Consider the following 14,680-nt stretch of genomic DNA (forward strand, 5'->3'; position numbering starts at 1 on the left):
ACTGGCAAGACCGCGCCCGGCAGGAATCCCTCGCCCTCGGCGACGCCCCCCTCGACATCGACGCCCTGGACAACCTCGACACCCTCGACCGCGTCATCAAAGAAGCCCTCCGGCTACTGGCCCCCGTACCCCTCGTGATGCGCAAAACCGTCACCGACACCGACATCCTCGGCCACTACCTGCCCGCCGACACCCTCGTCGCCCTCGCCCCCGCCATCAACCACTACGTGCCCGAATACTGGACCGACCCCGACACCTTCGACCCCGACCGCTTCGCCCCACACCGCCGCGAAGACCACAGTCATCGCTTCGCCTGGCTCCCCTTCGGCGGCGGCGTGCACAAATGCATCGGCATGCACTTCGGCACCCTCGAAGTCAAAACCATCCTGCACGAAATGCTGCGCACCACCCACTGGACCATCCCCCACGGCTACCACATCCGCTGGGACAACACCTCCCTCCCCGTGCCCTCCGACGGACTACCCATACACCTCAACCCACTCTGACACCCCAACCGCGACACGAGCGCACCTGCGTCCACCGATCACGAGGACACGGACACCTCCCGGCCGGTGGCCAACCCGAAAAGGGGACCGTCTCAGGCAAGCACGATCCCCAACGGCAGGACCTCCGCAACGAAGAGCACTCCGGCCGGCACCCAGCTCGGTTACTCGGGGCCGGCGGTGCGTTGTCCTTGGCGCAGGCGGCTGGCGACGTAGCTGGCGCGGTCGCCGCCGTTCTCGCGGTGCCAGGCGCTGGCGGTGGTGTCGGCGACGCCGAGCAGGTCGGCGAGCATCTTCCAGTGGACCGCGCCGACCAGCGAGAGCCAGGCGCCGTTGCGGGCGGTGCGGACGCTGGGGACACCGAGCTTGCGCAGTCGAGTCTGGAGCGTGGCTGAGGTGATCGGCCGGTCGGGGCGCAGCCCGGGGAACAGGTAGGGCGTCGGGCGGTGCCGCAGCGCGCCGGCGAGCGGGCGGCGGTTGGTGACGAGCCGGTGCAGGAGCGCGGAGAGCCGGGGCCGCAGCCACAAGGGGTCGCGACCGAGTCGCAGGCCGAGGATGCCGGGTTCGTCGGGATGGGCGAGGACATCGTCGGCGGTGAGGTTGACCAGGCGCCAGCAGCTTTGGCCGTATTGCAGGACCAGACAGCCGGCGACCCGGTCCGCCAGTGGCAGCGTGTCGTCGGTCTCCAGCGTGACGGCGAGCAGGACACGGTCGGTGTCGCTCATGATCTCCCGGTCGCCGGTGTGGCGCGAGGTGCCGATCGCGATGTGGGCCGGGGCCAGGCCGTTGGTCGCGGCCCACAGCAGGAACGAGCGGGCATGGTGCTGGCGGGGCCGATTGCGGATCAGCCAGCGGTCCGCCACGGGTTGGGTGAGAGTGGCCAGGCTGGTGCCGCGGGTGCCGAGGTAGCTCAACAGCAGGCGGGCGGTGTCCAGCTTCCGGCGGAGGTGTTCACGCTGGTAGTACGTGAAGCCGGCGTCCTGCTCGGCGTGTTGGTGGGCCAGCGGCATCAGGTGCCATCGGGCGTAGCGGGCCAGGATGGTCTTGTCGTGCGGGGTGGTCACCCGCTCCAGCAGGGTCTGGACGTCGCGGGTGAGCTGGGCGAGTTCTTCCTCGCGGGGTTCGAGGAGTTCGGCGAGCACCAGCAGGCCGCGCAGGTGCTGCACGGCGGTGGTCTGCCGCAACTCGTCGAGCGCTTGGTGGGTGCAGGCCAGCTCGCCGGTGACCATCCGGCGGATGAGTTGCCCGCCGGGCCGGCGCAGGTACAGGGACAGCGAGTAGGGGTTGTCGTAGTTCTCCAGCAGCTCGGCCAGCGGCGCCAACCAGGCGGCCGGTCGCCCGTCGGGTTGGGTGAACACCTCGCCCAGGTCGCGGCGGGCGGTGCAGGACGGGCACTGGCCGCGCAGCAGGCGGCCCATCGCTCCGCAGGTTGGGCAGTGGTAGGAGAACGTGACGCCCGCGCAGTCCGGGCACAACGGTCCGGCAGCCTCGCGGCGGAACACCCCGGCCAGCTCACCGCAGCGGTGGCAGCGCTCGTGCGTGAGTCGTACGGCGTCCACACAGGACAGGCAGACCGGGCCTTCCGGCCAGTGCCGTTCAGCGCGGGCTGTGGTTCCGCACCGGGCGCACGGGACCTGGGCGGCCAGGTGGCACGGCACGCACCTGGCCACGCCGTCCGCACCGGGCATCGGCATCGACGGTCGTTGCCCGCAGTCGTCGCACGGTGGGCCGGGCCGTACCACTTCCCAGCACGCTGTGCACCACGGTCCAATGTGGTCACGAGCGCACACGACCTTGCGGGCGCCACAGCCCGAGCACGGTTCGGCCTGCGCCCGCCGGCGGCAGCGGTCACACCACGGTTCGCCGTCGGCGTCGCGGTAGGCCACCAACCGGGTCCGGCCGCAGTTACGGCACGGCTGACGCGGAATAGCCCGCTGAGCGCAGGCCCGGCAGACGCCGGTGCGCACGGTCCCGACCTTGCGGGTCTTGCCGCAGCGCGGGCACAGCACCTTCGGCGCACGCCGGTTGTCGCACCTCTCGCACAGCGGGCCCTCGTCGGTGAGCCGAGCCGCCGGCTTGTCCTCACCGCAGTCGACGCAGCGGCGCGGTGGCCGTTGATGCGCGCGCTGGTAGCACGCCTTGCACACCGGCCGCTGCTCGTCGCGGATGGCGACCGGTGCCGTCCGGCCGCACCGCGAGCAGGGTTCGGCCAGATGCGCCTGGCGGCACCGCTCGCACCACGCTCCCTCCTCGGTGTGAGCGGCGGCCAAGACGGTCTTGCCGCAGACCCAGCACGGCTTGCGGGGAAGGGTCTTGCGGTGGCAGGTGTAGCAGACCCGGCCCTGCGGGGTGTTCTTCGTGGCCTTCATCGTCCGCCCGCACACCGAGCAGGGCTGCGGGACGCGCCGCTCGCGCTGCCAGCACCGCGAACACACCGGCTGCCCGTCGCGCCGTGCGGCCACCCGCCCGGACCGGCCGCACAGCGAGCACGATTCGGCGAGGCGCTTTCCGTTGCAGTTCCGGCACCACGCCCCCTCGGCTGTGCGTCCGATCGGAACGGTCAGTCGACCACACCCGACACAGGTCTCCTTGTCCCGGCGGGCGTGGTAGCAGGTATGGCACAGCCCGCTGGTGACCAGAGACCGGTCGCGTCCACAACCGGCGCAGACACCACGCCCTTTCCCCACGTGCGTGCCCCGGTGCCCGGTCAGCTCTCGGCGTCGAAGAAGTCCGCGGACAACAACGGCATGTCCGGCACAGCCGGCCGCGGGCCACGGCGCGGCGGCTCGTCGGCGGCCTGCTGCGGCTCGATCTCCACCGCCAAGTCCTCGAAGCGGCAGTCGAGTATCTTGCACAGGGCCAGGATCAACTCGACCGGCATCTTCGGCGGACGCTCGGCCCGCACCAGCCGGTAGATCGAACTGCGGTCGAACTCGAAGCCATACCTACGCAGTTCCGGGATCAGCTTCGTGGTGGTGTACCAGTTCTTGCGGACGGCCATCAGCTCGCGCAGCCGCCATTCGTAGCGCGGCTGCTGGGCACGCAGGCCGTCGTTCTGCTCGTCCGGCCCTGGCCGGGACACGGCGTTCATCGCACCCTCCTCCGACCGCGGGCAGGCTCGCCCGACGCATGATCGGTGATGTCGTCGCTGAAGTCGTCGTCCATCTCCGCCTCCGTCTCGGCCATCGCGAAGCCGCGCTGCAAGGCGGCCTCCTCGGCCGCGTCCAGGTGCTCACGGACCTTCAGGTTCTTGAACTCGCTGCTGACCGCCGTGTAGATCGCCGTGGTTGCCGCGTGGGAATGACCGACCTGGTCGGTGACGAACTGACCGTCGTAGCCGGACTCGATCAACCGGGTCACGTACGTGTGCCGCAGGCAGTGCGGACCCAGATAGTCAGGCAGCCCCGCCAGTTCGCGCCAGTGCTGGAAACGCTGGTTCACCGCCCGCTCCGAGATCATCTCATCGCGCTCGGTCGGGAACATCACACCGTCGTCCTCGCGATCGACATAAAACAGCGGGCGCACGTTCGCCAAGTAGACCCGCACCGTCTGCACCGCCCACGGCCACACCGAGATCACCATCCGCCGCCGGGGCGGCTGCCCGGCGCTGGGCTTGCCCCACCGCACCGCCAGCGCCGCGTGGTCGCCGAACTCGGGCAGCTTCGCCTGTCGCCGCCAATCGTGCGTCTCCAGCCGTGCTGCCTCCCGGCGCCGCAACCCCCAGCCATACAACGTGGTCAACAACGCCAGGTCACGGGCCGCGGTCAACGCGCCCTTGTGTCCCTCCGTGCGCAGCCGCTGGATCTCCGGTTCCATGCAGCCGAACAGCCGCCGGATCTCCTCGCGGGTCAGCGGCCGGTTCCCGCTGGGCCTGCCGATGTACTCCTGTGCATGACGAACCGCGTTCAAATCCCGCAGCGCGAACGAGTTGAACCGGCCGAACAGCTCCTGACAGACCTGCGGCCACTCGTAGGCCGGATCACTCAGATACGCCAGATACAGCGCGAGATCGTTCTGATACTTACGCATCGTCGAGTCGGCCACGCTGTCGGCCAGCATCGCCGACCACCGATCGAACAGGCCCCGGTTCCACGCCGGCTCCCACGGGTAGCCGTCCGCCACCACCCGCACCTGGCGAGCGATCCGCAACCGCTGCCGCACCGTGTCCTTCGACAACCGCCGAGCCCGCTGATGATCAGCAAACCCTTGCAGAGTCTTCTCGAACACCGCCTCTGCCGGACGCAGCATCGACACGCCCGGCACCACATGCAACGTGGCAACCCCGGGCACTGTGGACATCGGGCCGCCACGGCTGACGTCCGTAGTCCATCGACCGTCAACCAATCGTCACCCTCCGCAACAGAGATCGTCGCAGATCTCTGCAAGTTGATGCGCTGGAAGCACCAATAGAGCGTAGGATACACCGTGTTGACGATCGTGTGGCCCCGCACCTCGATCAACACGGTGGGCACGTGATAGAAACTTGGTCGCCGCATGTACCGGCCAGGCGCCAGATCGCGGGCTAACCTCGTCGGGCCGTGATGCAGCCAGTGCAACATTGCTCGAACTTCTTCAGCCGTGCCCGCGACTCCTCGGCGCGCAGGCCCATGCAGTTCAGCACGCGGGCCGGACGGCCCAGATCACCGAGCTCGGCGACCAGTTGCGTGATGAGTTTCCTTGCAGGGCCTCGCTTCTGATCCGAAGTACAGTAGCGAGCCGAGGCCGAAGGCCAGCGCCCGCGGCGGCGAACCTGGTCGAGGAGCAGCCCTTGCTCGCGGTGGCGTTGTTCGTAGCGCACCCCGTAGTGCTCAGCCTGGGTGCGGGCGAGTTCACTGGTGCCGGGCCATTCGACGTGGCCGAGCGCGCAGTGCAGGACGGTGATGCGATCGAGGACTCCCGCAGTCTCGGCGAGGGTACAGACCTCGTCGAGCATTGCTTGTGAGTCCTTGCCGCCGCTGCTGTTGACGAGGATGACGTCATAGGCGGTGAGGTCCGGCATTTCGGTGGTTGATGCGTGCATGAGTCACCTCTTCATCAACGTGACGCGATTCGGTGTCCTGAATGGACGAACGGCGGCGCTGTCCTACGGTGCGCGAAAGGCGCGAGCGCGGGCCGACGGTCGCGCGATCGGTTTGTCAGCCCTCGAACGTGACGTCGCCCTGGATGCAGATGCGCAGTGGAACTGTGCTGTCCTTGTCGTTGCGCAGCAGCCACGACTCGGTGTCGTCGAGATCGATGAGACTCGGACCTGCCGGCTGGCCGGGTCGACGTAGAGCGCGACGTGGACTCCGGCGACGGTGATCGTCGGCCGTTCGTCCTCGTTCGTCATCGGCTCGAAGATGGCTGCACGGTTGGCCGTATCGGCGACGCTGGACAGATCGGTGTTGGCGGTGCTGTTCATGATGATCTCCTCCGAAGGCGGGCGACCCTCATCGCCGGCCCGCGCGGACGCAGGCCGGTGTGGCGTGGGTGCGGGTGGGGTGGTCTGGCCGCGTGGCCGGGGAACCGCGGTACCTGGTGCTAGCGGGCGGCGTCTGGGCCGCGCTGCGCCGCGGTGATGTCGCGGTGGTCCGTGCTGCGGTAGCTGGTGTCACGGTTGCTCGTGGGCGTCCAGCCCAGCGCGGCCAGCAGCGGCCGGACACCGGCCCACCAGCCACCAGGAAACCGCCGGAAGAGCCATTCCTCGGCGGTGTAACGGTCTAGGTCGGCGTTGGGCCGCGGGATCACGATCGAGGTGGGACTCAAGCTGAGCAGGTCGATCGTGATCACGAGAGCGCGGAAGGTGCCGCCAGAAGCGGGACCGATCATGCTGGCGCTGGGTGCTGCGTTGATCAGCGCGGCGTGGTACCGGGTGGCGTCACCGGGGGCCCACCACGCCCAGCGCGGGCGTTCCGTGGGGACGTCGATCTCGGCGATGAGTTGCCGGGCATCGTGAATGTCGTTGGTAGTCATGGCGGTTCGAGCTCCTTCGGATGTGTATCAGCCCATGCAGCGCGATGCCCTCCCCGTGGCGAGTTGGTGCTGGGGAGGGCATCGCGCTGAGGTGCGTAGCTGGTGGCCGGAGTGGTCAGAAGTGGCGGTGTCGCCGGATGGCATGCTCGACAGCGATGGTGATCGTGTCGCCGTTGGTCTGCGCGCTCGCCTGCTGGTAGAGCGGCCAGGACCAGACGCAGTCGCGCCCGTCGCAGTAGATGCGGACGTGCCCGTCGTCGTTTTCCTGGAGTACCAGGGGAAGGCGGTGCCGCTCGGGCTCCGGCCGCCGGGGCGCGTTGCCCGGCAGGGTAAGGCGTGAGCCGTCGTGAAATCCCACGTCGACCCCGCGCTCGGCGAGGTGCTGCACGACGTGGCTGACCAGGTCTTGCGCGTTGACCTTGCCGACGGCCGAGCCGGGCCGAGCGGGGTTTTCGAGGTAGTTGTGCACCAGGTCTTCCAGCGTTTCGACCAGAAGCATCGGTGAGTCCTTTCGCGAGAACGGGTTGCCTGCCGGGAGCGATTAGCCCCAGTTGCGGTGTTCGCGGTTCCACTTGGCTTCGACCTTCGGCGCCAGTTCGGCGCGCAGGTCGTCCTCGGTCCGGCCGTGTTTGGCGGCGAGCGCGGCCAGGATGAGCTGCGCATCCTCGTGGTACTCGGCGATGGTGTCGCGGTGGAACGCCACGTTGCGCTTGGCAAGGAGCCGGGCGTAGGACAGCGCGTCGATGTAGGAGCGCCGCGCGGTGAACTCGGTGTCGATCTGCCCGTATTGATTGGTGCGCAACGGCGTTCCGTCGGGTGCGGTGATCGCTTTGGCGGCCTTGGCTTTCGCGCGTTCGGCCTTCTCCGCTTCCCGCGCGAGTTGCTCGGGGGTCTTGATCCGGCTGGGCCGGTTGCGGACCTCGACCGGCGCGCTGGGGTAGCACTCGGTGCACGCGGCCTTGCCGGCCTGCTCGACGATCTCGGTCTCGTCGTGCCCGGAGAGCTGGGTGAGCCAGGCGAATCGGGTGGACGGGAAGCACGTTCGGCACTGCATGGTGCGGTGGACGTGGCCGCCGGTGTTGAGGACCAGCCAGGCGCGGGTCCAGCCGCCTCGGCGTTCGAACTCCGCATCGAGGGGGCGCGCGGCGGCCTCGCACTCGGCGATCGTCTGGCGGGTCTGCTCGATCCGGGGCTGCAACTCGGTCGCGTACTCGTCCATCCCGTCGTTCACCAGACGGCGGACGCGGGCGGTGAGCCCGTTGACGGTGTCGGTGGCCTTGGCATGCTCGATACCGAGCCGGGCGAGCTCTTCGTCGATCTCGGACGGGGTTGCGGTCGTGGGGTCGTCGATGGGCATGGTGGTTCACCTCGGAACGGGTTCGGGCCAGGCCGTGTCGGCCAGGCGGGGGCGTGGGAAGGCGTCGCCGGTGCGCCAGGCGCGGATGGCGGGGGCGAGTTCGCTGGTGACGGCGCGGTCGAGGTCGCGGATGTCGATCGCGGTCCGGCCGGTGCGGCGGGCGTCGGCCCACAGGTCGAGGACCTTGGTGAGGCTGTCGGCCAGCAGCGCGGTCGGCGCGGTGGGCGGGTAGTCCTCGGCGACCGCGGCCAGCAGCCCGGCCTCTCGGTCAACGGCATGCCGGGGGTGGTGTAGTGGTCGAGCTGGCGGACCGGCAGCGTGACCACGTTCTCGGGGCCGGGCTCGGCGCCGGCCAGAGTGACCGTGCCGAGCTGGACGTCGGCGCCGAGTTGGAAGACGTAGACCCAGAGGCCCATGCGGGTGGTCGCGCGGGTGAGCGACTGGCGCGGAAGGTGGCGGGCCCGTGCCACGTCGAGCGCCTTGGCGCGGTTGGCGGGCACGGTGAGCACGTCGTCCAGGTGGGCCCGTGACAGGTCGAGGCGGTCGTAGAACTTCACGAACACGAGGGACTCCCCTTTCGGTGTGGTGGCGCGGGTTCAGGCGCGGGTCTGGGCGAGCGCGCGGGGTGGCAGGGCGGTGGTGGTCCAGCCGTAGAGGTCGAAGACCTGGCGGGCGTGGGAGCGGCAGTAGAGGTCGAAGGCGCCGCCCTGGCCGGCGTGGGTGGCGCGGCGGTGGCAGTAGCGCGGGGGGTCGGCCGTCGCGAACTCGGTTTGCCAGGTGCACGCGCGCAACCGGTGGACGCGGATGACGAGGCCAGGGCCGCCGTTGATGCCGGCCCAGCGGCCTCCGTCGACGTCGGTGGCGTGCCAGACGTAGCGGGTCCACATCCCGCCGGACGGGGTGTAGGTGCGCCGGCCGACCTGGTGGACGTCGTGGGGGTCGATCGTGGCCAGGTGCCCGCCGGGCCAGGTGGTCAGCGCGCGACCGGCCGAGGACACGTAGGCGACGAACGTGTTCGCGCGTGTCATCGCGTGGCGTTCGCGTTCGTCCGAGCACGGGTAGCAGCTCGTGGCGCCGGTGGTCGGGTCGATCGCGCGGCCGGTGCCGATCCCGCTGGGGTCCGGGGTGGGCGGGTGGCCGCAGTCGAGGACGTCCGCCACGGGGGCGGTGAAGGAGGTGGTCATGGCGGCATCGGTCCCTTCAGGCCGGTGACGAGCGGAATCGGGAATGCGTAGGTCGGCCGTTCGGCCACCGGAGGCGGCTCGAACGGCCGGAGGTGATCAAGTGAGGTGTCCGAAGGTGGCCAGCAGCCGGGCGAACTCGGCCACCCGGTCGTGCGGGACGCGGACGGTGAACACCGAGTCGGACGCGCCCGAGCGCACGCAGACGCGTCCGTGGACGCCTGCGTCGACCGTGCCGAAGTGGAAGTCGGTGGCCTGGTCTCGGCGCTGTACGCCCAGGCGGGCCGCGACGGTCGCGGCGAGTTGCTCGCGGGCGGCGGCGATGCCGTCGCTGGCGTGCTTCTCGTCCCAGGCCGCGTGCAGCGCGGCCTCGTAGTTCGGCAGCAGCCGGCGCCGGATCTCGTGGGTGATCATGTCGGGCGGTTTGCCCTGGTCGACGGTGATCTTGTGGTCCTGCTTGTGGTCCTGCGGGACGTGGTTGCGCAGGAAGCCGAGGTGACCGGTGATGATCAATCGGCCCTGGTCGGTCTTGCGGCCGGTGGTGGTGCCGTCGATCAGGTCGAGGACCTGATCGTTCGGTCCGGCGAGGTGTGCTTCCGAGCCGTCGTCGGCCTTGCCGGTGTAGGCGCGCCACCCGGTTCCGAGGTGCTCGGCGACGGTGTGCGCGAGGTCGAGGGTGGTCATGGAGTTCTCCCGTGGGTCGGCGGCCAGCCCGAGACGCGCCGGCCGAACTGGTGGTGAGGTGCGGCGGCAACCGGCGCACGACGGGGCGCCGGCCGACCGTCGACGGGGACGGCCGACCGGCGGGAAAGGAGAGACGGAGGTCAGCGGCAGTGGCCGGTGATCTGGACCAGGTGGGCCATGTCGACCACGGGCCCGGCCCAGTAGCGGACGTGGGCCGGTTCGTTGCCGATTCCCCAGACGTAGAGCCGGAAATCGGGATCGCTTGGGCAGGCCCACACGGAGCGCTGACCGGGCCCGTTGGGCGCGGGGGCGCCGTGTTCGTCGCATCGGTCATCGACGACCAGGCCCCCACCCCAGGACGACCGCAGGTGCGCGAACACCCGGACGTACGAGGCGTCGAACGGCGCGGTGTGTGCTTCCTGCCGAGTCGCTGCCCATTCGGCCAGTGCGTCCGCGGACAACGGCCGGCGGGAGGTGATCACGGCGCGCACGGCGTCGGCGTCGGTGAGCCGCCCGTGGTCGCTGCTGTCCGCGTAGGCCAGTGCGCACGGCCCGGTGAACCACAACGTGATCCACTGCGGGCCGCGATGCCAGCCGCGCGCATAGCCGCGCCGGTCGCCCAGCTCGGTGATCGGGATCGGCGGCAACACGCCGTCAAGCCCCCGGTCCGGTCGGGGCGTCCACCCGTGTGCGCGGAGATCGTCGTCCACGGTCGGGTAGATCATGTCTGTGGTCCGGGCGCCGGAGTAGCCGCGTGCCGCGCGGCTCAAGGTGTCCGCCAAGCCGTTCATGCGGCCGGTGACGTTGCGCAGGCCCTGCACCGGCATGGGGTGCGAGCTCAGCGCGTCGTCGTGCAGGTCGGCGACCTGGCAGCGGAGTTCCTCCGCGAGCCTGGCGAGGCTGGTGAGGCTGCCGGCCTGCACGCGGTTCACCGTCTCCAGAGACTCGGCTCGTGCGCGTTCCCGGTCGAGTTCCGCGCGCAGTGTGTCCAGGGTGGTCGGGTGGTTGGTGGTCATTGTGGGTGCTCGCTTTCGTCGGTCGAATCGCGTGAATGTGCGGAGGTGATGGGAAAGGGGGTCACTGTTCGGCGAGCACGCGGTCGAGCTGATCAAGGAAGTAGTCGACGTCCGTGTTCGGGCGCATCGCGTCGCCCGACGGCATCCAGTCGAAGTCGTCGACGTAACCGGTGCTGGCGACCTGGTCGAAGGTGTCGACGTAGTCGGAGTGGTCGCATTCGCAGCAGTCCGGCGCGGTCACCGGGTACAACTGACTGCCGACGTTCCGCGACGCGGTGGCCAGCGCGCGGTCATGGAAGGTTGGCGCGGTGTAGGTGGCAATCGCGGTGACCACACGAGCGGCCGGGAATCGGGCGAACAACTCGGCCAACACGTCGTAGTGGGCGTGCCAACACGCCGAAATCGTGCGGCGCCTGCCGTTCGGGCCGGTGCCCTTGCCGAACACGGACGCGCTTCCCTTGGCGCCGGAGCCTCCCGTGTCGGTGGCGCGGAGGGTGAACGTGGCGCGGGGGCCGGCGCGGTTGCTGCGATCCTCGCCCGTGCGCACGGTGATGTTTCCGTCGTAGAGCGCGCTGGACACGTCGCGTACGACGTGGTGAATATCGGTGAGGGACACGCCGTACACGAACATGGTTGAGCTCCTTTGCTGATTCGGAAACGGTGGTGATGACGTGCGCGCGGATGAGTCGAACAATCCGCAACGGAAAATCAGACCGTTGCAACCGTTGCGCGCGGGTGAGAGCTGCGCGGCGCCCGTCATGAACGGGCGCCGAGAAACGCGGCTGACTATCGGTGACATGTCCGGGCGAGCTGGACTGTGGTTAGATCCAGGAATCGACGCGGTGGACGGTTGCGCCGCATTTCTTGGCGACGTAGTCCGCAGCGTCCGCCAGGGTTGAGAATCGGTAGCGGTAGGCGGACAGCGGCACCGGAGTGGGCGCCCCGTCGGTAGAATCGATGCGCCAACGTCCGCGCGGTGCGCGTTCGCAGGCGACGAACGCGCATCCGTCACGGGTGAACGCGACCGCGCTATCGGCGTCCTGTTCGCCGTAGGTGTCGTCAGTCATGACGTAGCCGTTTTGGGCGTACTGAAAGTGGAGCTCAACGACGTTGTCCGTGTCGGTGGACATGTGGTCTCCCTTGGCGTTGTCCGGTCCTGGGTAGGTCGCGTGCGCGGGTTCAGGCCCAGCGCGGTTGGAATTCCTCGGACAGTCCGTCAAAGGTCCACGCGCCGAAAATGCGGAACTGTCCACAACGCACGCGCACGTGTCCGCGCGGGACACAACCGCTTGGGGTGAACGTGGTGTGTTCGCCACGGCGATAGGCGCCGCGTGTAGCGGTGACCAACACGGCGATTTCGCCGCGCGTGGCGTACCCCGTCACCTTGGCCGGCACGAGTCCGGAGAAACTGTCCAGGAAGATAAGATCACCGATCCGAATAACAGTCATCCGAATCGAATCGCGTTGCGTGTCAGTCATTGCGAGACCTCCCTCGGGATGCGTTAGGCGGCGGACTGGTAGCCCGTGCCGGGGCAATTGGCCAGATGGGGCAGGTAGACGGTTCGGAAGTCGTTCCACGCGCGTTCGGAATTCGCGCGGGCCCGGTTGCGTCCCCGGTCCAGCCGGTTGGGGCCGCGCCGTTGTTCGGCTTCCTGGTTGAGCCGTTGACGGGCGAGCCAGGTCACGGCCTGCACCTGGTGTGCCGAGACCCGTTGTCCCGTGCGTGCGGAGATCAGCTCCGCGGCACGGCGGTACAGGCTCACCACGTGGTCGTACTGCCGACGGGAAACCGTTCCGTCCTTGCGACGGAACCCGTTCACCGGCGCGGAGTCGTACTCCTCGGACGTGAGCGCGCGACCGTGCGCCACCGACAGCGCGTGCCGGTCGATCACCACGCGCGGGTCATCCGGGTCCTGATCTCCGCCGAACTCGATCAGGTGGGCAAAGTCGCGGATCTTGGGACCGTTCAGGATGTCCTCATACCGCTCACCGGCGAGCAACCGGTCAGCCGCGCGTTTCTGCCCGGTTGTGGCGAACATCCCGGAACCGGGCCCACCGATTCCCTTACCCTCGCGCAGTACGCGAGCGGCATTAAGGACATTGCCGATCCATCCTTGCTGGGGCGAGTAGATCGCAAGCATTCCGGCGCCCAGATGCGCGTCACCGTTCGTGATGGCGGTTGCCACGTGGTGCGCGTCGGCATACCAGCGCATTCCTTGCGCGATTTCGTCGGGTGTGGCCTGTTCCCAGTGCCACACGATGTTTTCGTGGCTCACGGGGTGTGCCCGGAACCATGGATGATCGCTGGGGGCAGGCATGACAATTCAGTCCCTTTTAGGTGTGATTCACGGTCACCGGCGAGTCGTCCCACAAGCGGGACCATCCCGATTGCGCGGGACGCGCTCCGACCGTTCGTACGTATTTGTCCAGGGCGAGCAATTCGCGTCGCGCTTCTCCGACGTCCAATTGCCACAGTTCACGGGAGATCTCATCCCGCACGCGGTCAACGTCAATCGCGCCCGATGACGCGAGGGAATACAGAGCGGACGACATACCGCCGTGCCACTCGGACGCGATACGCCGCGTTTGCCCGTCGCTGATCATGACGATAACTGCACTCATGGTTTGCCCCTTGATTCACGCCGCGACCGTGACCGGAATGGATTCCATGGCGGAAAAATCGAAAATGGCGAGCTGTGCGGTTTCCCGCGCGAGCGTCATTGCCTCGGACAGATCTGCGGTCACGACGGAAACGTCCAGGTAGACGCGACCGGTCGCAGGGTCGCGCCATCCGCCGAGAACGCGACCGGGCAGCGAAAGAGCGTCTTTCGCTTGCCCGATGTACTCATGCAGGTCGTTACTGGTCACGGGACCGTCGAAAACGCGTTCGTGTTCCGGGTGTACGGCAACCGCATAGCCGGTACGGACGTCGGAACCGTCGTCAGGCTTGACGGAAAAGCCACCGTCGGGAACGGACAGAGCGTCCGCCATGGCGCTAATCCGGGCGGACCAATCGATCAGAGACATAGTCATGGCGGTACTCCGTTTCGTGTACGAAAGTGGTTGACTGGCAGCGATTCAGGCCAGTTGTGAACTGGCACCGAAACGCGCAACCCTCACCATTGCGAGATCTCCGCAAAGGGGACACATCCTGTATCCGTGCAATACGGCACTACTCGCGTGGTGAGGGTTGCGCGTTCCGATGGCACATTCCCTGAATCTCTAAAACTGTTGAGATAAGCCGTTATGTCTAGCGCGCAACGCAAGGAACCATGCCCGTAAGGGTTTAGCGTGCTATGGGCAGGCGAGAGCGACGCTCTCAAGCCAGAGGAACCCAATGTCGGCAACCGCCTAAAACAACCCCGAACGCCTACACATTGCGACGTTTTTCGGTGCTAGACCACCATTGACTTATCTTGGGGACACACCTGTGGCAGGCATGCCATTTATGCGCGCTACTCCGCTCTATAGCAAGAGCTATACAAATGGTGCTGCAAGCGCAGTTACTACACATTCCCTCTCGGAAATGAGCGTTTGGCTACGCGTCGTTCACCATTCCGCTCTGCACGGATTCGCTGCTGACCGCACGGCCCAAGCCGCTGCCCGCGCTATACGGGACTTAAGGTTGTTGTCATTAGGAAAGTTGCCGTGGTGATCGACTCGCAGGGACGCCGTGCCCTGGTCCTCGTCGCCCCCTCGGTAGCTGTCCTGCTGACGTGTCTATTAGACACCCAAGTAGGACACTCTGCAAGAGGGAATGCCCTCGCTGTGACCTTGCCGTTACATGATCTTGTGAGAGTGCAGGTCAGGCGGTATTCGTGCCGGCAACGCGCGGCTGCATAGGGAGGCGAGCGAAGCGAGCGACCGGCGCGGCAGAGGCCCCAGCGGACGCGACCGGCGCGGCAGAGGCCCCAGCGGACGCGACCGGCGCGGCAGAGGCCCCAGCGGACGCGACCGGCGCGGCAGAGGCCCCAGCGGACGCGACCG

18 protein-coding genes are annotated in these 14,680 nt (G+C 68.1%); 2 read left to right on the top strand and 16 right to left on the bottom strand.

The genetic code is table 11. From position 1 onward, the window contains the following. Nucleotides 1-506: cytochrome P450 (locus HFP15_RS41320; RefSeq protein ID WP_168523961.1), on the top strand; the 506-nt coding region annotated here is incomplete at its 5' end. 161 nt (nt 507-667) lie between these two features. On the opposite strand, the gene HFP15_RS41325 is transcribed toward HFP15_RS41320, so the two are convergent. The 8 genes from HFP15_RS41325 to HFP15_RS41360 all read right to left on the bottom strand — a co-directional run bounded on the left by HFP15_RS41325 (nt 668) and on the right by HFP15_RS41360 (nt 7,812). Next, nucleotides 668-2,965: a site-specific integrase gene (locus HFP15_RS41325; protein WP_168523963.1), complete on the bottom strand. Its 2,298-nt coding sequence runs from the start codon at nt 2,963-2,965 to the stop codon at nt 668-670. Between the two features lie 245 nt (nt 2,966-3,210). Next, a complete protein-coding gene (locus tag HFP15_RS41330) occupies nt 3,211-3,594 on the bottom strand; it encodes a helix-turn-helix domain-containing protein (protein ID WP_168523965.1) in 384 nt (127 codons plus the stop codon). Further along, nucleotides 3,591-4,802, bottom strand: coding sequence for a tyrosine-type recombinase/integrase (locus tag HFP15_RS41335; RefSeq protein ID WP_168523967.1), 1,212 nt, complete (start codon nt 4,800-4,802; stop codon nt 3,591-3,593). Before HFP15_RS41335 ends, HFP15_RS41330 begins: the two co-directional genes overlap by 4 nt. A 223-nt stretch (nt 4,803-5,025) precedes the next feature. Beyond that, nucleotides 5,026-5,502: an adenine nucleotide alpha hydrolase family protein gene (locus HFP15_RS41340; RefSeq protein ID WP_210718558.1), complete on the bottom strand. Its 477-nt coding sequence runs from the start codon at nt 5,500-5,502 to the stop codon at nt 5,026-5,028. A gap of 84 nt (nt 5,503-5,586) precedes the next feature. Continuing rightward, nucleotides 5,587-5,904 carry a hypothetical protein gene (locus HFP15_RS41345; RefSeq protein ID WP_168523969.1) on the bottom strand — a complete coding sequence of 106 codons (318 nt, stop codon included), beginning with the start codon at nt 5,902-5,904 and terminating at the stop codon, nt 5,587-5,589. Nucleotides 5,905-6,023: 119 nt separating this feature from the next. Then, a complete protein-coding gene (locus tag HFP15_RS41350; protein ID WP_168523971.1) occupies nt 6,024-6,455 on the bottom strand; it encodes a hypothetical protein in 432 nt (143 codons plus the stop codon). Between the two features lie 115 nt (nt 6,456-6,570). After that, nucleotides 6,571-6,954 (bottom strand): hypothetical protein, encoded by a 384-nt coding sequence (locus tag HFP15_RS41355; protein ID WP_168523973.1) that lies wholly within the window; start codon nt 6,952-6,954, stop codon nt 6,571-6,573. Between the two features lie 42 nt (nt 6,955-6,996). Next, nucleotides 6,997-7,812 carry a hypothetical protein gene (locus tag HFP15_RS41360; protein WP_168523975.1) on the bottom strand — a complete coding sequence of 272 codons (816 nt, stop codon included), beginning with the start codon at nt 7,810-7,812 and terminating at the stop codon, nt 6,997-6,999. Nucleotides 7,813-8,105: 293 nt separating this feature from the next. On the opposite strand from HFP15_RS41360, the gene HFP15_RS41365 reads away from it, so the two are divergent. Further along, on the top strand, nt 8,106-8,342 hold the full coding sequence (locus HFP15_RS41365) for a hypothetical protein (protein ID WP_168523977.1): 237 nt from the start codon (nt 8,106-8,108) through the stop codon (nt 8,340-8,342). A 66-nt stretch (nt 8,343-8,408) separates the two neighbouring features. On the opposite strand, the gene HFP15_RS41370 is transcribed toward HFP15_RS41365, so the two are convergent. From HFP15_RS41370 to HFP15_RS41405, 8 genes are all read right to left on the bottom strand, one after another. Next, nucleotides 8,409-8,996 (bottom strand): hypothetical protein, encoded by a 588-nt coding sequence (locus tag HFP15_RS41370; RefSeq protein ID WP_168523979.1) that lies wholly within the window; start codon nt 8,994-8,996, stop codon nt 8,409-8,411. 96 nt (nt 8,997-9,092) lie between these two features. Further along, the gene (locus HFP15_RS41375) at nt 9,093-9,677 is read right to left on the bottom strand and encodes a hypothetical protein (protein ID WP_168523981.1); all 585 of its coding nucleotides are present in this window, start codon (nt 9,675-9,677) and stop codon (nt 9,093-9,095) included. A 140-nt stretch (nt 9,678-9,817) separates the two neighbouring features. After that, entirely contained in the window at nt 9,818-10,693 is an 876-nt protein-coding gene (locus HFP15_RS41380; protein WP_168523983.1) for a hypothetical protein, read from the bottom strand. A 61-nt stretch (nt 10,694-10,754) separates the two neighbouring features. Then, on the bottom strand, nt 10,755-11,324 hold the full coding sequence (locus HFP15_RS41385; protein WP_168523985.1) for a hypothetical protein: 570 nt from the start codon (nt 11,322-11,324) through the stop codon (nt 10,755-10,757). Nucleotides 11,325-11,514: 190 nt separating this feature from the next. Beyond that, nucleotides 11,515-11,823 (bottom strand): hypothetical protein, encoded by a 309-nt coding sequence (locus tag HFP15_RS41390; protein WP_168523987.1) that lies wholly within the window; start codon nt 11,821-11,823, stop codon nt 11,515-11,517. A gap of 49 nt (nt 11,824-11,872) precedes the next feature. Next, nucleotides 11,873-12,172: a hypothetical protein gene (locus HFP15_RS41395; RefSeq protein ID WP_168523989.1), complete on the bottom strand. Its 300-nt coding sequence runs from the start codon at nt 12,170-12,172 to the stop codon at nt 11,873-11,875. 23 nt (nt 12,173-12,195) lie between these two features. After that, entirely contained in the window at nt 12,196-12,969 is a 774-nt protein-coding gene (locus tag HFP15_RS41400) for a DUF7178 family protein (RefSeq protein WP_168523991.1), read from the bottom strand. 361 nt (nt 12,970-13,330) lie between these two features. Then, nucleotides 13,331-13,726: a hypothetical protein gene (locus HFP15_RS41405; RefSeq protein WP_168523993.1), complete on the bottom strand. Its 396-nt coding sequence runs from the start codon at nt 13,724-13,726 to the stop codon at nt 13,331-13,333. Nucleotides 13,727-14,680 lie beyond the last annotated feature (954 nt).

It is taken from the genome of Amycolatopsis acididurans (assembly GCF_012328925.1).
Lineage (GTDB): Bacteria > Actinomycetota > Actinomycetes > Mycobacteriales > Pseudonocardiaceae > Amycolatopsis_E > Amycolatopsis_E acididurans.